This window comes from Falsiroseomonas sp. CW058, from assembly GCF_050563535.1.
Lineage (GTDB): Bacteria > Pseudomonadota > Alphaproteobacteria > Acetobacterales > Acetobacteraceae > Falsiroseomonas.
This window is the reverse complement of record NZ_JBNXUO010000008.1, coordinates 94,720-115,371: the sequence shown is the minus strand read 5'-3', so window position 1 is coordinate 115,371 and position 20,652 is coordinate 94,720. Positions and strand designations below refer to the sequence as shown.

The following is a 20,652-nucleotide window of genomic DNA, read 5'->3' as shown; positions in this document are numbered from 1 at the left end:
GCGCGCCATGAAGTTCACCGTGGACAGGGCCGTGCTTCTGAAGGCGCTCGCGCATGTGCAGAGCGTGGTGGAGCGGCGGAACACCATCCCCATCCTGGCGAATGTCCTGCTCGAGGCGCGGGAAGGCGGCCTGAAGCTCACCGCCACCGACATGGAGATCGCGGTGGTGGAGGAGGTGCCCGGCGTCACCGTCGCGCGCGGCGGCCGCACCACCGCGCCGGCCGCGACGCTCTACGAGATCGTGCGCAAGCTGCCCGACAGCGCGAAGATCGAGCTGGACCACCCCGGCGGCGACGCCCAGCTGACGCTGCGCGCCGGCCGCTTCGACGCCAAGCTCGCCGTGCTGCCGGTGGAGGACTTCCCCTCCATGACCGAGGGCAAGCTGCCCAACCGCTTCGCGCTTCCCGCCGGCCAGCTGCGGGAACTGATCGACCGCACGCGCTTCGCCATCTCCACCGAGGAGACGCGCTACTACCTCAACGGCATCTACATCCACGCGGCGGAAGCCGGCGGCGCGAAGGTGCTGCGCGCGGTCGCCACCGACGGCCACCGCCTTGCCCGCGTCGAGGAGCCGCTGCCCGAAGGCGCGTCCGGGATGCCCGGCGTCATCATCCCGCGCAAGACCATCAACGAGCTGCGCAAGCTGGCCGAGGAAGTGCAGGACGAGATCGCGGTCGCGCTGTCCGACACCAAGATCCGCTTCACCCTCGGCCCCGTGCAGCTGACCTCGAAGCTGATCGACGGCACCTTCCCGGAGTATGAGCGCGTGATCCCGCGCGGCAACGACAAGGTGCTGAAGGTCCAGAAGAAGGACTTCGCCGAGGCGGTGGCCCGCGTCGCGGGCATCAGCTCCGAACGGTCGCGGCCGGTGAAGCTGTCGGTGGACCGCAACCACCTGCTGCTGAGCGCGGCGAGCGCCGAGCTCGGCCAGGCGCAGGAGGAGCTGGACGGCGAGGTGGTCAGCTACGATTCCGGCCCGCTCGAGATCGGCTTCCAGGCGCGCTACCTGAACGACATCACCGACCAGATCGTGGACCAGGTGGAATTCCGCTTCGCGGATGGTTCCGCCCCCACGATCGTGACCGACAGCGCGAAGCCGGAAGCTCTGTACGTCCTGATGCCTATGCGAGTTTGATGCCGCCCCATACGTCGCAAGCTGTTACTCAAAACAGGAGTACTGTCGCGACGTAGTATATAGGAAAAAAGAGCGGTGCAGGCGATTCCCCCTGCACCGCCCAAGGATGCCGCTCAACCAAGGTCCCCGGTTGCGCGGAGTGTGGCGTGAGCGGCTGGCTATAAACAGCACGCGGACACTAACGGTCTGCGAGTCACCGTCAAGCCACTTGTGGTGGGGACGACTCCCGGAGGTTGGTATGGGCAAATCGCCCCGTCAGCAGCTGCTCCCAGGGTTCGGTCTGATTTTCCGAGCCACACGGACAACCCAACGTGGTCGCGTGCTGAAGGCACATGACTACGGCTTGCGCGGTTGGCCAATGGTGGTTTGGATCGTCGCCGAGCCGTCACGAGCAGACTAGCTGGAGATAATTGGGAGTGGCTCTGTCGCAAGACAGAGCCACTTCTACCTACGAGTCGGGCGGCAGAAGTGGATGGTTCCGCCCCCACGATCGTGACCGACAGCGCGAAGCCCGAGGCCCTATACGTCCTGATGCCCATGCGGGTGTGACGCTGCCGCGATTCCGCGGCGGGCGGAGGTTCGTCACGACAGCGCGGTGAACCCGCGCGGCTTCCGGGGGTTCAGGTCCATGAACGGGACCTGACTCGCTGGGAGAACACAACCAATGCGACGACGGGCCCTGCTCGGTGCAGGATGCGGGCTCATGCTCGCCCATCGCGCGCCTCGCGCGCAGGCCGCCGCCTCGACGGACGAGGTGGACCTGCTGCTGATCCTCGCGGCCGACATCTCCCATTCCATGCAGCCGGCCGACCTGCGGATGCAGCGCGAAGGCTATGTCGCCGCCCTGCGCGACGGCGACGTGCTGGGCGCCATCCGCTCCGGCCCCTGCGGCGCGGTCGCGATGCTCTACCTCGAATGGTCCGGCACCGAGGACCAGCGCGTGCTGGTGCCCTGGACGCGGATCGCGGGGGCCGAGGACGCGCAGGACTTCGCGGCCGCCCTTGCCGCGGCGCCACAGCGCGTCGGCAGCTGGACCTCCATCTCCGGCGCGATCGCCGCGTCGCGCCGCCTGATGCGGGACGCGCCCTTCGCGGCGGAACGGCGGGTGGTCGACATCTCCGGCGACGGCGAGAACAACAACGGCGAGCCGGTGCAGGCCCAGCGCGACCTGGCGGTGGGGGAGGGGATCACCATCAACGGCCTGCCCATCCTGCGCGGCCCGTCGCGGCACCTCGCCTCCACCGGCGCCGACGCGCCCCCGCTGGAGGCGCATTACCGCGACCTGGTGATCGGCGGCCCCGGCGCCTTCGCGCTGCCCGCCGAGGGCTTCGACGCCTTCCACATGGCGATCCGGCGCAAGCTGGTGATGGAGATCGCCTGGCGCGGCGGCGACACCGCGACGGGTTGAGGGCGGCACCGCCGGGCCGGCCCGCCGCGGCTTGACGTTCCGTCTTCGTTCGCCCAGCTTCGGGGGGCGCCGCGGCGATGCCCGTGTCCCATGGCTTGCCGCCGCGCCGGCGGCGCTGCATGGCGTGGCGCCGACCGGCCCGGACAAGCTGCCCTGACCCCCGCCCCGCCACTGCGCCTGACGCATCTCCGCCTGACCGACTTCCGCTCCTACGCCGCCTTCGACGGGCGCTTCGCGGGGCGGATCGTGGCCATCGCCGGGGAGAACGGCGTGGGCAAGACCAACCTGCTGGAGGCGATCAGCCTGCTCGGCCCCGGGCGGGGCCTGCGGGGGGCGCGCGCATCCGAGATCGGCCGCCGCACCGCCGCCGGCGCGCAGCCCTGGGCCGCCTGGGGCCGCTTCGAGGGCCCGCATGGCGGCGCCGAGATCGGCACCGGCACCGCGGGGGAGGAGGGGCCGGATGCCCGCCGCCGGTGGCGTCTCGACGGGGAACCGGTGCGGTCGGCCGCCGACCTCGCGGACCACGCCGCGGCCGTCTGGCTGACCCCGCAGATGGACCGGCTGTTCCAGGAAGGCGCCTCCGGCCGCCGCCGCTTCCTCGACCGCCTGGTCTGGGCGCTGGAGCCGGGCCATGCGCGGGAGGTGGCGGCGCATGACACCGCCATGGCCGGCCGCAACCGCCTGCTGGCCGAGGGCCGGCGGGATGCCCGCTGGCTGGCGGCGCTGGAGGATTCGATGGCGCGGCATTCGGTGGCCGCCGTCGCCGCCCGCCGCGCGCTCGTCTCACGCCTGAACGCGGTGCTGGAGGGGGGCGCCGCCACCGGTGCCTTCCCCGCCGCCCGGCTCGACCTCTCGGACCCGGTCGCCGCCGCGCTCGAAGCCTCCCCCGCGCTGGCCGTGGAGGACTGGCTGCGGGGGGAGCTTGCGGCGAACCGGGGGCGGGATGCCGCCGCCGGCGGGGCGGCGCTCGGCGCGCACCGCACCGACCTCGCCATGACGCACCTGCCGAAGGCGCTTCCGGCGGAACTGTGCTCGACCGGGGAGCAGAAGGCGCTGCTCGTCTCCGTCGTGCTGGCGCATGCCGCCCTCATCGGCGCCGCGCGGGGCTTCGCGCCGCTGCTGCTGCTGGACGAGGTGGCGGCGCATCTGGACCAGGCCCGGCGGGTGGCGCTCTACGCCGCGCTGGCGGGGCTGCCGGCGCAGGTGTTCCTGACCGGCACCGAAGCGGATATCTTCGCCCCCCTGCGCGGCACGGCGGAGGGTTTCCGGGCGACCCCGCAGGGGCTCGTTCCGATGCCCGATTTCCGCGTGTCCAATCCCGCCTGAGTCACTATATACTCTTGGCATCCAGCCGCACCTTCAGGAGCTTCCGCCGGCATGTCCGACGCCGCCGCGCGCGCCACCCCGCCCCTTCCCGCCCATGACGGGGCGGAGGCCTATGACAGCGCCTCCATCACCGTGCTGCGGGGCCTCGAAGCCGTGCGCAAGCGGCCGGGCATGTATATCGGCGACACCGATGACGGCTCCGGCCTGCACCACATGGCGTTCGAGATCATCGACAACGCGGTGGACGAGGCGCAGGCCGGCTTCGCCACGCGCTGCGACGTGGTGCTGAACGGCGACGGTTCCGTCACCGTCACCGATGACGGGCGCGGCATCCCGGTGGACATCCACCCGGAGGAAGGCGTCAGCGCGGCCGAGGTGGTGCTGACCCGCCTGCATGCCGGCGGCAAGTTCAACCAGAATTCCTACAAGGTCTCGGGCGGCCTGCACGGCGTGGGCGCCGCGGTGGTCAACGCCCTGTCGGAATGGATGGAAGTCCGCATCTGGCGCGACGGGACGGAGCACTTCATCCGCTTCGAGCATGGCGACACCGTCCAGCCGCTGAAGGTGGTCGGCCCGTCGGGCCACGCGAACGGGACGGAGGTGACCTTCAAGCCGTCCTCCGGCACCTTCACCAAGGTCGAATACGACTTCGCGGTGCTGGAGCGGCGGCTGCGTGAACTCGCCTTCCTCAACAGCGGGCTCGCCATCACGCTGAAGGACGACCGCCACGTCCCGGCGCAGCAGACGGAATTCTGCTTCAAGGGCGGGCTCGTCGCCTTCGTCGAATGGCTCGACCGGTCCAAGCAGCCGATCTTCAAGCCGCCCATCTCGCTGGTCAGCAAGGACAGCGACGGCATCCGCGTGGAACTCGCGATGTGGTGGAACAACAGCCAGCACGAAGTGGCGCTGTGCTTCACCAACAACATCCCCCAGCGCGACGGCGGCACCCACCAGGCCGGCTTCCGCCAGGCGCTGACGCGCGTGGTGGCCAAGTATGCCGAGGACATGGCGAAGAAGGAGAAGGTGGAGCTGGTCGGCGAGGACATCCGCGAGGGACTGACAGTCGTTCTCTCGGTGAAGGTGCCGGACCCGAAATTCTCCTCCCAGACCAAGGACAAGCTCGTCAGTTCCGAAGTGCAGCCGGTGGTGCATGTCGCCGTCGCCGACGCGCTGTCCCACTGGTTCGAGACGCATCCGACCGAAGCCAAGCAGGTCATCGCGCAGGTCGTTCTCGCCGCCACCGCCCGCAAGGCGGCCGAGCGCGCGCGCGTCCTTGTCGTGCGCCCGGGCGCGCTCGACGTATCGACCCTGCCCGGCAAGCTGGCCGACTGCCAGGAGAAGGATCCGGCGAAGTCCGAGCTCTTCATCGTCGAGGGCGACAGCGCCGGCGGCTCCGCCAAGCAGGGGCGCGACCGGCGCTTCCAGGCGATCCTGCCGCTGAAGGGCAAGATCCTGAACGTGGAGCGCGCGCGGATGGACAAGATGCTGTCCTCCGCCGAGATCGGCACGCTCATCACCGCGCTCGGCACCGGCATCGGCACGGGACCCGTGGAGAAGGGCGGCTTCTCCGCCGACAAGCTGCGCTACCACCGCATCGTCATCATGACCGACGCCGACGTGGACGGCAGCCATATCCGCACGCTGCTGCTGACCTTCTTCTTCCGCCAGATGCCCGCCCTGATCGAGCGCGGGCACCTGTTCATCGCGCAGCCGCCGCTCTACCGCGCCAAGCGCGGCCATGACGAGCGCTACCTGAAGGATGACCGCGCGCTGGAGGACTTCCTGCTCGAGAAGGCGCTGGCCGGCGCGCGGCTGCGCTTCGAGGACGGGCGGGAACTGCGCGGGCCCGAACTGGCCGAGGAGGCGGAGCGCCTGCGCCAGGTGGCCGCGCGCATCCGCCGCCTGGCCAGCCAGGTGCCGGCCGGCATCGTGGAACAGGCGGCCGTCGCCGGCGCGCTGACGCTCGACCCCGAACGCGCGCTGGCGGGTGCGGCGGTCCTGGCGCAGCGGCTCGACGCGCTGGCGCCGGAGAACGAGCGCGGCTGGAAGGCCACTTCTGATGCCACCGGCCTCGCCCTGTTCCGCACGGTGCGCGGCGTGACGGAGCGCCACGCCCTCGACCCCGCCGCGTTGAAGAGCGCGGAGGCCCGCTGGCTCGACGAGCGGCGGGAGGGTTTCGCGCGCGACTACGGCGCGGGGGCCGCCATGCTCGGCTTCGAGGCGGCGGAGACGCGGCAGGCCGGCCCGCTGCTGGCCTTCGACCGCATCATCGCCCAGGGCCGCAAGGGCCTGACCATCCAGCGCTTCAAGGGACTGGGCGAGATGAACCCCGAACAGCTGTGGAAGACCACCCTCGACCCGGCGGTCCGCACCCTGCTGCGCGTCCGCGTCGAGGATGTGGAGGATGCCGAGCAGGTCTTCTCGACCCTGATGGGCGACGTGGTGGAACCCCGCCGCGACTTCATCGTCGGCAACGCGCTGAAGGTGGCCAACCTCGACGTGTGATACCGGCCGGCGTTGAAGGTGATCCGATGGCGGCGGGCGACGCCCGCCGAGCCGCCGGATGGCGGCCGCCGCATCTGCGGCGAAGCCGGGGGACGCGGATGCGGCCCGCCCGGCGTCTGAGGGGCGTGAATGTGTCAGCATTCACGCCGGTCAGTATGATGCCCGGCGGCAGGCCGCGGCGCGGCAGGTGGCCGGCCCGGCGCGGGCCGGCCGGCGCCGGGCCCGCCGAACGGCCCGGCCGCCTGCGCGATCAGGTGTCGAGGCGGATGCCGAGGTCGCGGATCAGCGGGCGCCACAGCGTGTTCTCCCGCCCGACGAAGGCCTGGAATTCCGCCGGCGACCAGGGGCGGTAGTCGATGTCGAGGTCGCGCAGCCGCGGCGCGATCGCGTCGGACTGCATCGCCCGGATCATCTCCTCCGACAGGCGCTGGACCACCGGGGCGGGGGTGCCGGCCGGCACGCTCATCCCCTGCCAGCCATAGGCGACCGCGTCGTGCCCCAGCTCCCGCGCCGTGGGCACGGCGGGGGCCAGGCGGGTGCGCTGTTCGGTCAGCGCGACGAGGGTGCGCACGCGGCCGTCGCGGATGAAGGGCGTGCCGGTCGCGGTGTCGATCACCACCACGTCCACGTTGCCCGCCAGCAGGTCCTGCATCGCCGCCGGGCCGCCGCGATAGGGCACGTGTTCCGCCGCCAGCCCGCTGCGGCGCTTCAGCAGCTCCATCGCGAGGTGGTGCGGCGAGGCGACGGCGGGCGTGCCATAGGTGGGCGCGCGCACGCGCGACGCGGCGATCAGCCCGGCCAGGTCCTGCCAGGGCGCATCGGGGCGCACCACGACATAGAGCGGGAACAGGCCGATGAAGCCGATGCCCGCGAAGTCCCGGTCCGCGTCATAGGGAAGGCGGCTGTAGAGCGCGGGGTTGTAGGTCAGGATGCCGTTGTCGACATGCATCCAGGTGTAGCCGTCGGCCGGCGCCCGCGCGACCATCTCGGACGCGACCACCGCGCCGCCGCCCGGCCGGTTCTCGACCACCACGTTCTGGCCGAGCCGCGGGCCCATCTGCCCCGCGATCAGCCGCGCGAAGGTGTCCGATGCGCCGCCCGGCGGATAGCCCACGATCCAGCGGATCGGCCGGTCCGGCCAGGCCCCCTGCGCCCGCGCGCCCGCGCCCCCGAGCGCGGCCAGACCGATCCCCGTCAGAACCTCGCGACGTCCCGGCATGCGTGCCTCCTCTCCCAGCGATGACATTGTGTGACGCGCGCGGATGCGGCGCCAGCCATGCGCCCGCCGCGCCGCACGGGGCGAAACAGTGTCTTGATCCTGCCACATCGCTGCATGAGATTTGCAGCCATGCGCGCGATGGTCGGTATCTCCTGCTGCGTGAAGGGGTTCGGCATCTTCGCCACCCCGAACCACGCGGCGTCGGACAGCTATGTCCGGGTCTCCCTCGGTCCCGTGGGCGGCGTGCCGGTGCTGCTGCCCGCGGCGGGCGAGGCGCTGGTGCCGCAGATCCTGCCGCGGCTCGACGGGCTGCTGCTGACTGGCAGCCGGTCCAACGTGCATCCCGACCACTACGAAGGCCCCGCCCATGCCGAGGGCACGCCCGAGGACCCGCAGCGCGATTCCACCACCCTGCCGCTGATCCGCGCCGCCATCGCCGCCGGCCTGCCGGTGCTGGCGATCTGCCGCGGCTTCCAGGAACTGAACGTCGCGCTCGGCGGGTCGCTCGACCAGCGCATCCAGGACCTTCCGGGCCGGCTCGACCATTCGACCCCGTCGGACCAGAAGCTGCCGCGGGTGCGGACGGGCAAGGCGCATCCCGTGCGGATCGCGCCGGACGCCCAGCTGGCCCGCATCTGGGCCGCTGCCGGGCTGCGCTTCCGGCACGAGGCGGTGCCGGTGAATTCCCTGCACAACCAGGGCATCGCGCGCCTCGCCCCGCGCCTGATCGCGGAAGCCTGGGCGCCCGACGGCACGATCGAGGCGGTGCGGGTCGCCGATGCGCCGGGCTTCGCGCTCGGCGTCCAGTGGCACCCGGAATACGACTGGGAGAGCGATCCCTTCAGCCGCGCCATCTTCGAGGCCTTCGGTGCCGCCGCCGCCGCCTGGGCCGAGGGGCGCCGCCCCCCTGCGGAAGGGACCGCGCGCGCCGCCGCCTGACACGCGGGCGTGACAAGACGGCAACGGACCAGCGTCTTCGTGGTCAAGATCTCGCGAAACCGGGGCTGTGAAGGCGATTCCGGGGCCGCATCATGCATTCGCCTTTTGCATGGCCCGCTGTGGACACGCTACTCTGCGCTTGCCGGCCGACTTGCCGGCGGTGAACCGGTTCCCCTGCCGGCTCGCCCGACCATTCCGATCGGAAGTAAAAAAATGGCGCCCGGTCACCCCCCTGACCGGGCGCTTTTCTTTCGCGTCCACGCCGGTGGATCGAAACCCGCCCCCCACGATCTTGCGCAGGCGGCGCCACCCGCTATGACGGCGGGACTCCAGATCCAGGGGAAACCGTCCGCATGTCCGACTTCGTCCTTCCGCCGCCCGCGGTGCCCTACCTGTCCGTCCAGGGCGGCGGCAGGTTCCCGGTGCGGCGCATCTACTGCGTCGGCCGCAACTATGCGGAACATGCGATCGAGATGGGCTCCGACCCGACACGCGAGCCGCCCTTCTACTTCGCGAAGCCGGCCGATGCGGTGGTGATCGACGGCGCCGACATGCCCTATCCGGCCGCGACGAAGTCGCTCCACCACGAGATGGAACTGGTCGTCGCCATCGGCACGGGCGGCACCAACATCGCCCAGGCGGATGCGCTGAAGCATGTCTGGGGCTGGTGCTGCGGCCTCGACATGACGCGGCGCGACCTGCAGAACGAGGCGAAGAAGACCGGCCGCCCCTGGGACATGGGCAAGGGCTTCGACCATTCCGCGCCGATGGGCCTGCTGGTCCGCGCGGGCGGGTCCTTCGACGGGTCGAAGGGAAAGATCGAGCTGAAGGTGAACGGCAAGGTCACCCAGACCTCCGACCTCTCCAAGCTGATCTGGTCGGTGCCCGAGGTGATCGCCAACCTGTCCGGCCTGGTGCGGCTGGAGCCGGGCGACCTCATCATGACCGGCACGCCGGAAGGCGTCGCCGCGGTGGTGAAGGGCGACCTGCTGGAAGGGATGGTCGAGGGTGTCGGCGAAGTCCGCACCCGGATCGTCTGAGCGCGATGGCCGCAGGCAGGAATGGGGCGGCACCGGCCGCCCCTGCGATGGTCCAGGGCCGGCGCCCGCTGCGCATCGTCACCTGGAACATCAATTCCGTCCGCCTGCGGCTGCCCCTCCTCGCGGATCTCGTCGCGGCGCTCGACCCCGACGTGATCTGCCTGCAGGAGACGAAGTGCCCTGACGAGCACTTCCCGCATGAGGGCGCGGACGCGCTCGGCTTCGCCCATCGCGCCATCCGCGGCATGAAGGGCTACAACGGCGTCGCGATCCTGTCGAAGCTGCCCTTCGCGCTCCGCGCCAGCCGGGAGCCGGACTGGTGCGGCAAGGGGGATTGCCGGCACATCGCCGTCGATCTCGACGCGCCGGGCGGCCCGCTGGAACTGCACGACTTCTACATCCCCGCCGGCGGCGACGTGCCGGACCGTGCGGCCAACCCGAAATTCGCCCACAAGCTGGACTTCGTGGCGGAAGCAACCGCCTGGTCCGCGAAGCGCCAGGCGGCGGGCGGGTTCCGGCGCGCGGTGCTGGTCGGCGACCTCAACATCGCGCCGCTGGAGCATGACGTCTGGTCCCACCGCCAGATGCTCGACGTCGTCTCCCACACCCCGGTCGAGGTCGAGGCGCTCGGCGCGATGCAGCGGGCAGGCGAATGGCACGACGCGCTGCGCCACTTCGTGCCGCAGGACCAGAAGCTCTACACTTGGTGGTCCTACAGGGCGGCGGACTGGCGCGCCTCGGACCGCGGGCGGCGGCTCGACCACATCTGGGTCTCGCCCGATCTCGCCGGCGGCCTGCGGCGCCATGCGGTGCTGAAGGACGCACGGGACTGGCAGAAATGCTCGGACCATGTTCCCGTGCTGATCGAACTGGCCCCGTAACCCTCCCGGTCAGTTGAGCCGCGCTCCTGTCCTCGTGAGGCGGCAGCGCGACCATGGGTAGATAGTATGCAATCCATCTTCAACGGAGATGGATCATGGATACGCTCACCGGCACCGACAGCGGCGACACCCTGCGGGGCAGCGCCGCGGCCGAGCTGATCCTCGGCGATCCGGCCGATACGCGCCCGGGGCCGGGCAACCTGGTCCTGGCCGGCGGCGGGGACGACCTGGTCTTTGCCGGCTATGGTTCCGACACGGTGCTGGGCGGGGCGGGGAACGACACGCTGTTCGGCAGCGGCACCACCCAGGCCCCGGGCGCAAGCGGCGCCTTCTACGCCCGCGACGACCTGGCGGACCGGCTGGATGGCGGCGCGGGGGACGACGTGATCTCCGGCGCGGGCGGCGACGACATCCTGCTCGGCGGGCTCGGCGACGACCGGCTGATGGGGGATTGGGGCAATGACCGCCTGGTGGGCGGGGCGGGCGCGGACACGCTGCGCGGCGGGCTCGGCGCCGACCGGCTGATCGGCGGCGAGGATGCGGATGTCTTCGTCTTCGGCATCACCTCCGCCCCGGCCGCCTTCGGCTTCGATGCGGGCCGCGGCGCGGGGCGCGACGTGGTGCTGGACTTCGCCGCGGACGAGGACCTGCTGCGCTTCGAAGGCATTGCGGCCGAGGCGGTGAGCTGGACGAGCCGCCCGGACGGCGCGGGCACCACCGTCCGCATCGCCGCCCCGGACGGCACGGTGGGCGAGGTCTGGCTGCCCGGCGTCGCCGCGCTGGACGAGGGCGACTTCGTCTTCGCCTGACGCGCGGGCACCGGCGGCGCCCGCGCGCCGCCGGTCAGGCCGCGCCGAAATGCCCGGCGAAGCGTTCGCGCAGCTTCGTCTTCAGGATCTTGCCCGTGGCGGTGTGCGGGATCTCCTCGACCACCACCACGTCGTCGGGCATCCACCACTTCGCGACATGCGGCGCGATGTGGTCCAGCAGGGCCTGCTTGTCGATGCTGCGCCCGGCCTTCGGCACCACCACCAGCAGCGGCCGCTCGTCCCATCGCGGATGGCGCGCGGCCACCACCGCGGCCTCCGCCACGTCCGGATGGCCGACGGCGAGGTTCTCGAGCTCGATGGAGCTGATCCACTCGCCGCCGGACTTGATGACATCCTTGGTGCGGTCGGTGATGTGCATGTAGCCATCCCCGTCGATGGTCGCGACGTCGCCCGTCTCGAACCAGCCATCCGGGGTCAGCGCGTCGCGGTCCTGCCGGAAGTAGCCGCGCGTCACCGTCGGGCCCTGGACCTGGAGGTTGCCGAAGGTCGTCCCGTCCCACGGCTTCTCGGCGCCGTCGTCGCCGACGATGCGCATGTCCACCGTGAAGGGCGGGAATCCCTGCTTCTCCTGCAGGTCCAGCATCCCCTCCTCGTCGCGGCCCGCCACCTCGGGCTTCACGCCGCAGATGGTGCCGATGGGCGAGGTCTCGGTCATGCCCCAGGCATGCATCACCTGCACGCCGCGTTGCGCGAAGGCGCGCGTGATGGCGCGCGGGCAGGCGCTGCCGCCGATCACCACGCGCTTCAGCGTGGACAGCTCCGCCCCGGTGCCTTCCAGGTGCTGCAGCAGCGCCAGCCACACGGTCGGCACCGCGGCGGTGAAGGTCACGCCTTCCCGCTCCATCAGCTCATGCAGGGACGGCCCGTCGAGCCGCCCGCCCGGCAGCACCAGCCCCGCGCCGGTCAGCGCGGCGGAGAAGGGCAGGCACCAGCCATTGGCGTGGAACATCGGCACCACCGGCATCACCCGGTCCACCGCGCGCAGGCCGAACATGTCGGCCGTGGAACTCGCCATCGCGTGCAGCACGTTGGAGCGGTGGGAGTAGAGCACCCCCTTCGGCTCCCCCGTCGTGCCGGAGGTGTAGCAGAGCCCGGCGGCCGCGCCTTCCTCCACCTCCACCCAGTCGAAGTCTCCATCGGCCTCGGCCAGCCAGGATTCGTAGTCCACCGCTCCGGGCAGGGTGGTGGCGGGCATGTGCGCGGCGTCGGTCAGGATGACGTAGCGCGCGACATGCGGCAGGGCCGGCGCCAGCTTCTCCAGCAACGGCACGAAGGTCAGGTCCGCCAGCATCATCCGGCTTTCCGCGTGGTTCAGGATCCAGGCGATCTGGTCGGGGAACAGGCGGGGGTTCAGCGTGTGGTAGACGGCGCCCGCGCCGGTGATGCCGTACCACGCCTCGACATGGCGCCAGGTGTTCCAGGCCATGGTGGCGATGCGGTCGCCCGGCGCCACCCCTTCCCGCGCCAGGCGCTGCGCGAGGCGGAGCGCGCGGGCGCGGATGGTGCGGTAGTCGGTCGCGTGGAACGGTCCTTCCACGCTGCGGCTCGCGACGCGCCGCGCCCCGTGGTGGCGCGCCGCATGGTCGATCAGGCGGTGGATGCGCAGCGGCCAGTCCTGCATCAGTCCGAGCATCGTCGTGTCCCCCCTGCCGCCGCTGGTGGCGCCTGCGTGACGCGCGGCGCGGCGCGGCGGATGCATGGGGCCTAGTTTGCCCCGCCGCGGCGGGCGCGCAACTGCGGTGGCCCTCCCCGGCCCGGCGGGCTACCCTGGCGCCCCACGGCCCAAGCGGACCCCATGCCCGATGCCGGCGGCTCCCCGCCGCCCCCGCTGACCCAGGACACCAAGCGCCGCCGCTGGCTGTCGCCGCTGCTGCGCCGCATCCTGCTGCTGAACGCCCTGCCGCCCGCCCTGCTGGCGGCGGCGCTGCTCTACCTCGACCAGTACCAGAACGGCCTGCTCGCGGCGGAGGTGGCGGCGCTGCGCACCCAGGCGCGCATCTATGCCGGCGCCATCGCCGAGGCCGCGACGCGCCCGCGCGACGACCGCATCATCCTGGTGCCCGACGCCGCGCGCCCGCTGCTGCGCCGCCTGGTCGAGCCCTCGCCCAACACCCAGGCGCGGCTGTTCGACACCACCGGCCTGCTGGTGGCCGACAGCCGCGTCCGCGAAGGCCCGGGCGGCGCCATCGTGACCGAGCCGCTGCCCCCGCCGGAGCCGCGCGGCGCCTTCGCCGGCACCATCGCCGGCGCCTATGACCGCATCCTCGCCCTGCTGCCGCGCGAACTGGGGGGCGAGGTGGTGGTGGACGTGAACCCCGATGCGCCGTCCTTCGACTGGCAGCCGGAATTCGGCGGGCCGGGCGCCGGCCAGTCCGGCTCCGACCGGCGGGAGGAGCTGCGCCTCGCGCTCGAGGGCGGGGTGCGCCCCTATATCCGCCGCACCGCCGACGGCCGGCTGCTGGTCTCGGTGGCCGAGCCCGCGCGGCGCGGCGCCGCTTCCGTCGGCATCGTGCTGCTGACGCGCGAGGCGCGGGAGGTGGATGCGCGGCTGCTGGAGATCCGCGTCTCCGTCCTCGCGCTCTTCGCCCTCGCCCTCGTGCTCACCGTGCTGCTGTCGCTCTACCTCGCACGGACGCTGGCGACGCCGATCCTCCAGCTCGCGCAGTCCGCCGCGGCGATGCGGGAAGGCGAGGGGCGCGGCGGCAGCGTGCCGGCCGGGCTGCTGAAGCGCGACGACGAGATCGGGGTGCTGGCGCGGGACCTCCAGACGGCGGCGCGCGCGCTCTGGGCGCGGATCGACGCCAACGAACGCTTCGCCGCCGATGTCGCGCACGAACTCCGCAACCCGCTCACCTCCGTCCGCAGCGCGATCGAGACGCTGCGCCGCATCGAGGACCCGGAGAAGCGGCAGCGGCTGCTGCAGATCATCGGCGACGACGCGGTGCGGATGGACCGCCTGATCGCCGACATCTCCGACAGTTCCAAGGTCGATGCCGAGCTGTCGCGCACCGTCGCGGTGCCGGTCGACGTGGCGCCCATCCTCGCCGCGCTCGGCGAACTCCACGCCGCCACGCGCGGCGAGCGCGACCCGGTGGTGGAGATCGAGGCGCCGGCCGGCGGCCTGACGGTGCGCGGCGTGGAAGGCCGCCTGGTGCAGGTGTTCCGCAACCTGATCGGCAATGCCGTGTCATTCAGCCCGCCGGGCGGGCTGGTGACGGTGCGCGCGCGCCCCGCCGGCGCGATGGTGGAATTCGTGGTCGAGGACGAGGGCCCGGGCATCCCGGATGCGAAGCTCGAGAGCATCTTCGACCGCTTCTACACCGAACGCCCGCACGGCGAACGCTTCGGGCAGCATTCCGGGCTCGGCCTGTCGATCTCGCGCCAGATCGTGCAGGGGCTGCGCGGGCGCATCAGCGCCGAGAACCGGCGCGACGCGGCCGGCAACGTCACCGGCGCGCGCTTCATCGTCCACCTGCCCGCGGCCTGACGGCCGCCATCGGATCACCGGAAAGGCTCGGCGGCCTGAAGGTCGCGCGCGGCCCCACGCGCTGTTCATTTGGCGCCCGCCCCCGCGCCCCCGATCTTCCGCGCAGGAGGACAGGGCGCATGGCGATCGAACGGCGACGGATCGGGAAGGGGCTGCTCGCGGCCGGTGCGGCGCTGTGCGCGCCTGCCCTCGCGCGCGGGCAGGCGGCGGCGCCGGAGACGCCGGCGGTGCTGCGGCGCGGGCTCAACATCACCAACTGGTTCCGCTTCCCCGCCAGCCTCGACCCTGCGGCGCTGCGCGCCCATGTGCCGGATGCGACGCTGGACGGCATCCGCGCCGCGGGCTTCACCTTCATCCGCCTCTGCATCCAGCCGCAGATCCTGTTGCGGGCGGGCGGCGGGCTGGACGGCGACCGGCTGGCGGTGGTGCTCGACGCCGTCGCGCGCATCCGGCGCGCGGGGCTCGCCGTCATCGTGGACGCGCATCCCGAAAGCTGGCGGCCGGAGGAGCGGGAGGCCGACCGGCAGGGCCTGTTCGACTTCTGGCGCGGCATGGCGCCGCACCTCGCCCGCCACGACCCCGCCGCCGTCTTCGTCGAGATCATGAACGAGCCCGTCTTCGACGACCACGCCAAGTGGCACGCCCTCCAGGCGGAGGTGCTGCGCGAGATCCGCGGCGTGCTGCCGGGGCACCTCGTCATCGCGCAGGGCGCCGACTGGGGCAGCATCGACGGGCTGCTGCGGCTGCCGCCGCTCGGCGATCCGCGCGTGCTCTACAGCGTGCACGACTACACGCCGGGCGTGTTCGCGCATCTGGCGTCGTGGGAACAGGGGCATGACCGCGACGCGCTGGCGCGGCTGCCCTTTCCGGTGGCCGACCGCGCCGCCTGCCGCGCCGTGGCCGCGCGCACCGGGCATGCCCGCACGCGCGACCTCGGTGCCTGGTACTGCCAGGAAGGGTGGGATGCGGCGCGCGTGCGGGGGAACCTGGCGCGCGCCGCGGCCTGGGGCCGGCGCGCGGGCGCGCCGGTGCTGCTGCTGGAATTCGGCGCGCATGCCGCGCTGAACGCGCCGGCGCGCGCGGCCTATATCGAGGCGGTGCGCCGCGGCGCCGAGGCCGAGGGGATGGGATGGGCGCTCTGGGGCCTCGGCGACATCATGGGCTTCCCGTCCCGGCCGGGCCCCCAGTCCGCACCAGCAGACCCGGGGCTTCTGCGCGCACTCGGGCTGGCAGCGTGACGTCGCGGCCCAGCGCCTCGCGCAGGACCAGCCAGACGAAGCGGCTGTTGCCGGCAAGGTAGCGCCGCCACAGGCGCCGCGGCTCCAGCATCAGCCGCCAGGCCCATTCCAGCCCGGCGCGCTGCATCAGCACCGGCGCGCGCCGCACCACCCCCGCCATCACGTCGAAGGCGCCGCCCACGCCCATGATGAGCGGCACGCCGAGCCGGTCGCGGTAGCGTTCGCACCAGATGTCCTTGAAGGGCGAGGGCATGGCCACGAACAGCATGTCCGCGCCGCTTTCCGCCACCTGGCGCACCACCGCGGCGTGGTCCTCCGGGCCGAAATAGCCGTCGCGCGCGCCGGCGACCTCCAGCCCCGGATAGGCGGTGCGGCAATGGGCGAGGAAGCGTTCCAGCACCGCCGGCCTGGCGCCGAGGAAGAAGACGCGCAGCCCCCGCCCCGGCGCGGCCTGCAGCAGCCGGTCCATGAGGTCGATGCCGGTCACCCTCTCCGGCAGGTTCCAGCCGAGCAGCCGCCCGGCCCAGACGAGCGACATGCCGTCCGCCGTCACCAGGTCCGCCGCTTCCGCCGCGTTGCGCAGGCCGGCATCGTCCTGGGTCGCGACGAGGTGGGAGGCGTTGGCGGTCAGCACGATGCGCGGCGGCCCGCCGGCGCGGCAGGCATCGAGGCACCAGTCGAGCGCGCCCTGCATCGTCAGCTCGTCCACCGGGCAGCCGAGGATGCGGGCGGGGTCGCGGCGCGGGGCCGGGGGGGGTTCCATGGCGTCCTCCCGGTCAGGCGATGTGGCCGCCGCGGCGCGGCGATTCCTCGATGGCGCGCGCGTAGAGCAGCCAGCCCCATTCGTAGGGCCGCATCTCGCGGTTCAGCACCAGCGCGGGCGGCGCCGCCGCCACGTCCGCCGGGCGGGCGAGCGCGATGCGGCCGCGGCGCAGCAGCCGCGCGGGGCCGGCCTCGGCCCGTTCGATGCTGCGCCAGACGATGCCGGTCGCCGGATCCTCCATCGGGATGCCGAGCTCGTTGCGCGACAGCCAGGCGCGGCTGCGGCGCACCGCCTCGGCATGGTCTGTGCCGCCGGCGAGGGAGAGCGCGCGCAGCGCCATCGGCGCCATGCTGTGCTGGTGGACGGAATAGACGGGGAAGGGCTCTACCACGCGCCCGGTCAGCGCGTCATGGTGCCACCACCACTGGCCGAGCGGCCCCTGGCGGCCCACCAGGTGCCCGGCCGCGCGTTCCGCCAGCTTCAGCCAGGACGCGTCGCCCTGGGCGATCGCGGCGAAGGCCAGCGCCTGGAGCGGATAGACCTGGTCGGCGAAATTCGCGACGCGCGCCCGCACCCGGTGGCGCAGCGGCGCGGCGGCGGAAGCGTGGCGGAAGGCGAGGCTCGGCCCCTGCCGCCCCTGCAGCTCGCGCAGGGCCGCGGCGGTGGCGTTGGCCAGCGCGGGATGGTCGGCATGCAGCAGGCCGCTGACCAGCCACGCGACCTCCATCGTGGTGATCGCCGGGATCGCCGCTTCGAGCGAGGCCGGGTCGAGCCCCGCCTCCGCGAGGAGGTCGAGCGGCGCGGCCGCGCGCGTCGCCGCGCCGGCCCAGAGCACGAGGCCGAGGCCGCCCGGATAGGCCTGTTCGCGGGCCTGCCGCGCGGCACGGCGAAGCAGGTCGGCGGCCGGGCCGGCCACCGGCTCCACCGGGATGCCGGCGCGGTCGAGGCCGATGAGGCAGATGGCGGTGCTGGTGATCGCTTCCGTCCCCAGCACCGGGGCCCAGGCGCCGTCGCGGATCTGGCGTGCGAACAGCCCCGCCTGCGCGTCGAAGCAGCGGCGGAGCTGCGCGACCCACAGCTCCTGCTGGTCGCTGCCGCGCGTGTCGACCGCGGCGCTCATCGCGGCACCGCGGCGCCGGGGCGGATGGCGGACGCAAGGGAGGGCGGCGCCTCGCCCATGGCCGGAACGACCCCCGGCGCAACTCTCCCGGCCGTTCGTTTCGCGACGCGCTGCATGCCTGTCTTCCTCAACCCCGCCCATGGCGGAGCCGCTCGTTGTGACCAGGTCACAAGATAAGCATGCGTAGCTTCGTATGAAATTGACAGACGAGTGTAACGGAGCGTTTCACGGGAAGATGAGGCGCGGCCAGATACGCAACAGCGGGCAAGTTTCCCATCGCTGGAAGGTGGATCGCGGCGCTGCCGCAACCCACCGGTTCGTCCCGCTTGATGCGGGCTAGAGCGCGCCGCCCCTGCGTCCCGCCATGGCGCCGAGCCGCAGGCGCAGCGCGTTCAGCTTGATGAAGCCCTGGGCGTCGAACTGGTCGTAGGCGCCCTGGTCGTCCTCGAAGGTGACGTGCTTCATCGAGTAGAGGCTGTGCGGCGATTGCCGCCCGGTGACGATGGTGTTGCCCTTGTAGAGCTTCATCCGCACCGTCCCGGTGACGCTGTGCTGGCTCTCGTCCACCAGCGCCTGGAGCATGCGGCGTTCCGGGGCGAACCAGAAGCCGTTGTAGATCAGCTCCGCGTAGCGCGGCATGAGGCTGTCCTTCAGGTGGCAGGCCTCGCGGTCGAGCGTGATGCTCTCCATCGCGCGATGCGCCACGTAGAGGATCGTGCCGCCCGGCGTCTCGTAGCAGCCGCGGGACTTCATGCCGACGAAGCGGTTCTCCACCAGGTCCAGCCGGCCGATCCCGTTCTCGCGGCCGAGCGCGTTGAGCTTCGTCAGCAGGGCGGCCGGCGACAGGCGTTCGCCGTTGATGCCGACGGCGTCGCCGCGCTCGAACTCGACCGTGATCTCGGTCACGCGGTCGGGCGCGTCGACGGGGCTGATGGTGCGCTGCCACACCATCTCGTCCGGCGCGTCCCAGGGCTCCTCCAGGATCTTCCCCTCGCTCGAGGAGTGGAGGAGGTTCGCGTCCACGCTGAACGGCGCCTCGCCGCGCTTGTCCTTGGCGATCGGGATCTGATGGGCCTCGGCGAACTCGATCAGCTTCGTGCGGCTCGTCAGCTCCCATTCGCGCCAGGGGGCGATGACCTTCACGTCGGGCTTCAGCGCGTAGTAGCTCAGCTCGAAGCGGACCTGGTCGTTGCCCTTGCCGGTCGCGCCATGCGCCACCGCGTCGGCGCCCATCTGCTCCGCGATCTCGATCTGGCGCTGGGCGATCAGCGGGCGCGCGATGGAGGTGCCGAGGAGGTACATCCCCTCGTACAGCGCATTGGCGCGGAACATCGGGAAGACGAAGTCCTTCACGAAGGTCTCGCGCAGGTCGTCCATGAAGATGTTCTCGGGCCGGATGCCGAGCAGCAGCGCCTTGTCGCGCGCCGGGCCCAGTTCCTCCCCCTGGCCGAGATCGGCGGTGAAGGTCACCACCTCGCAGCGGTAGGTGGTCTGCAGCCACTTCAGGATCACGCTGGTGTCGAGCCCGCCGGAATAGGCGAGCACGACCTTCTTCACGTCCTTGACGCGCATCGAGGGGGCATCCCTTGGGGGTAGAAAGGCGCCGGAACATGCCGCCGGCGCGCGGGAGGGGCAAGTGCGCCCCTGGACGGGGGCGTGCAGGGCGCGCGACACTTGCCCCGCAACGATCCGCCCGCGATGCGCCGCCGCACCTTCCTGCCCTTCCTCGCCCTGCTCCTGGCCGCGCCGGCCCTGGCCCAGGCGCCGCTGCTGGACCTGCCGCAGGCGCCGGGGCTGCGGGAGGCGGACCGCGCCAATGTGGCACGCTTCCTGCGGATGAACCTGCCCCGCGCGCTGGCCTTCGGACCGGACGGCGCCTTCGGTTGGCATGCCGGCGGCCCGCCGGAGGAGCTGGAGGCGAAGGCGCTGGAAAGCTGCCGGCGCCGCAGCGGCGGCGCGCCCTGCTGGATCCAGGCGCGCGATCTGGCCGTGGTGGCGCCGGGCGAGGCCTGGGCGGCGGCCGAACCGCCTTCCGGCGCGCGCTTCACCTCCTGGGGGCATGAGACGCTGCCCGATCCGCGCTTCCTGTGGTGGGGCCCGGACCGCGCGCGCGGCGTGCTGGTCTGGGCGCATGGGCGCAACGCCCGCGGCGCCGATGCGCGCGGCGGGCAGCCGCAATCCTGGACGCGGCGCTTCAACAATGCCGGCTTCGATGTCTGGCGCTTCGACCGCCACCCCGCCACGGACGAGACGCGCCGCGCGGCCGAATGGCTGCGCGCGGACCTGGCGGAGCTGCGCCGCCGCGGCTACCGGCAGGTGGTGGCGGCGGGCCAGTCGCGCGGCGGGTGGAACGCGCTGATGGCGATGGCGACGCCCGGGCTGGTGGATGCCGCGATCGCCATCGCGCCGGCCGCGCATGGCGAGGCCGGCAGCCCGAACCATGCCCGCCAGCTCGACGACCTGCGGGAGGTGCTGGGCGCGGCGCGGGGCGCTGCCAGCATCCGGCTGGCGGTGGCGAGCTTCCGCGACGACCCCTTCGACGCGGCGCCGGATGGCCGTGCCGACCTGCTGCGGGAATTCGCCCCCCGCGCCGCCGCCTTCCTCGCCATCGACCGGCCCGAGGGGCTGGCGGGCCATGCCGCGGGGGCGACGGTCGCCTTCAACGACCGCTTCGGCCTGTGCCTGTACCGCTTCGCCACCGCGCCGGACCCGCCCCGGGCCTGCTGACGGCGCGGGCGGCGCTTCTGCGTTCGCGAAAAGG

General features: G+C 72.5%; 16 protein-coding genes. 11 read left to right on the top strand and 5 right to left on the bottom strand.

What is annotated here, in order from left to right:
* Window positions 1-7: 7 nt before the first annotated feature.
* The 4 genes from dnaN (at window position 8) to gyrB (ending at window position 6,374) form a co-directional block, all read left to right on the top strand.
* Window positions 8-1,135, top strand: coding sequence for a DNA polymerase III subunit beta (dnaN, locus tag ACK8OX_RS09145; protein WP_430663702.1), 1,128 nt, complete (start codon window positions 8-10; stop codon window positions 1,133-1,135).
* A 703-nt stretch (window positions 1,136-1,838) separates the two neighbouring features.
* The gene (locus ACK8OX_RS09140; protein WP_430663701.1) at window positions 1,839-2,543 is read left to right on the top strand and encodes a DUF1194 domain-containing protein; all 705 of its coding nucleotides are present in this window, start codon (window positions 1,839-1,841) and stop codon (window positions 2,541-2,543) included.
* 90 nt (window positions 2,544-2,633) lie between these two features.
* Window positions 2,634-3,869: a DNA replication/repair protein RecF gene (recF, locus tag ACK8OX_RS09135; protein WP_430663700.1), complete on the top strand. Its 1,236-nt coding sequence runs from the start codon at window positions 2,634-2,636 to the stop codon at window positions 3,867-3,869.
* Between the two features lie 51 nt (window positions 3,870-3,920).
* Entirely contained in the window at window positions 3,921-6,374 is a 2,454-nt protein-coding gene (gene gyrB / locus ACK8OX_RS09130; RefSeq protein ID WP_430663699.1) for a DNA topoisomerase (ATP-hydrolyzing) subunit B, read from the top strand.
* A 250-nt stretch (window positions 6,375-6,624) separates the two neighbouring features.
* Here the strand turns inward: gyrB and ACK8OX_RS09125 are convergent, their stop codons facing one another.
* Window positions 6,625-7,593 (bottom strand): Bug family tripartite tricarboxylate transporter substrate binding protein, encoded by a 969-nt coding sequence (locus ACK8OX_RS09125; RefSeq protein WP_430663698.1) that lies wholly within the window; start codon window positions 7,591-7,593, stop codon window positions 6,625-6,627.
* Window positions 7,594-7,722: 129 nt separating this feature from the next.
* Between ACK8OX_RS09125 and ACK8OX_RS09120 the strand changes: the two genes are divergently transcribed.
* The 4 genes from ACK8OX_RS09120 (at window position 7,723) to ACK8OX_RS09105 (ending at window position 11,262) form a co-directional block, all read left to right on the top strand.
* A complete protein-coding gene (locus ACK8OX_RS09120; RefSeq protein WP_430663697.1) occupies window positions 7,723-8,532 on the top strand; it encodes a gamma-glutamyl-gamma-aminobutyrate hydrolase family protein in 810 nt (269 codons plus the stop codon).
* A 353-nt stretch (window positions 8,533-8,885) separates the two neighbouring features.
* Window positions 8,886-9,572: a fumarylacetoacetate hydrolase family protein gene (locus tag ACK8OX_RS09115; RefSeq protein WP_430663696.1), complete on the top strand. Its 687-nt coding sequence runs from the start codon at window positions 8,886-8,888 to the stop codon at window positions 9,570-9,572.
* Window positions 9,573-9,619: 47 nt separating this feature from the next.
* On the top strand, window positions 9,620-10,453 hold the full coding sequence (locus ACK8OX_RS09110) for an exodeoxyribonuclease III (RefSeq protein ID WP_430663695.1): 834 nt from the start codon (window positions 9,620-9,622) through the stop codon (window positions 10,451-10,453).
* Between the two features lie 95 nt (window positions 10,454-10,548).
* A complete protein-coding gene (locus ACK8OX_RS09105; RefSeq protein ID WP_430663693.1) occupies window positions 10,549-11,262 on the top strand; it encodes a calcium-binding protein in 714 nt (237 codons plus the stop codon).
* Between the two features lie 34 nt (window positions 11,263-11,296).
* Here the strand turns inward: ACK8OX_RS09105 and ACK8OX_RS09100 are convergent, their stop codons facing one another.
* Complete coding sequence (locus ACK8OX_RS09100; RefSeq protein WP_430663692.1) at window positions 11,297-12,916, bottom strand: long-chain-fatty-acid--CoA ligase; 1,620 nt, start codon at window positions 12,914-12,916, stop codon at window positions 11,297-11,299.
* A 162-nt stretch (window positions 12,917-13,078) separates the two neighbouring features.
* Between ACK8OX_RS09100 and ACK8OX_RS09095 the strand changes: the two genes are divergently transcribed.
* On the top strand, window positions 13,079-14,770 hold the full coding sequence (locus tag ACK8OX_RS09095; RefSeq protein ID WP_430663691.1) for a stimulus-sensing domain-containing protein: 1,692 nt from the start codon (window positions 13,079-13,081) through the stop codon (window positions 14,768-14,770).
* Between the two features lie 119 nt (window positions 14,771-14,889).
* Complete coding sequence (locus tag ACK8OX_RS09090; RefSeq protein WP_430663690.1) at window positions 14,890-16,008, top strand: glycoside hydrolase family 5 protein; 1,119 nt, start codon at window positions 14,890-14,892, stop codon at window positions 16,006-16,008.
* On the opposite strand, the gene ACK8OX_RS09085 is transcribed toward ACK8OX_RS09090, so the two are convergent.
* The 3 genes from ACK8OX_RS09085 to ACK8OX_RS09075 all read right to left on the bottom strand — a co-directional run bounded on the left by ACK8OX_RS09085 (window position 15,926) and on the right by ACK8OX_RS09075 (window position 19,463).
* The gene (locus tag ACK8OX_RS09085) at window positions 15,926-16,771 is read right to left on the bottom strand and encodes a WecB/TagA/CpsF family glycosyltransferase (protein ID WP_430663689.1); all 846 of its coding nucleotides are present in this window, start codon (window positions 16,769-16,771) and stop codon (window positions 15,926-15,928) included. The genes ACK8OX_RS09090 and ACK8OX_RS09085 overlap by 83 nt on opposite strands.
* A 13-nt stretch (window positions 16,772-16,784) precedes the next feature.
* Complete coding sequence (locus ACK8OX_RS09080; RefSeq protein ID WP_430663688.1) at window positions 16,785-17,891, bottom strand: hypothetical protein; 1,107 nt, start codon at window positions 17,889-17,891, stop codon at window positions 16,785-16,787.
* A 336-nt stretch (window positions 17,892-18,227) separates the two neighbouring features.
* Entirely contained in the window at window positions 18,228-19,463 is a 1,236-nt protein-coding gene (locus ACK8OX_RS09075) for an argininosuccinate synthase (protein WP_430663687.1), read from the bottom strand.
* A gap of 126 nt (window positions 19,464-19,589) precedes the next feature.
* Between ACK8OX_RS09075 and ACK8OX_RS09070 the strand changes: the two genes are divergently transcribed.
* Window positions 19,590-20,618 (top strand): hypothetical protein, encoded by a 1,029-nt coding sequence (locus tag ACK8OX_RS09070; RefSeq protein ID WP_430663686.1) that lies wholly within the window; start codon window positions 19,590-19,592, stop codon window positions 20,616-20,618.
* Window positions 20,619-20,652: the final 34 nt, after the last annotated feature.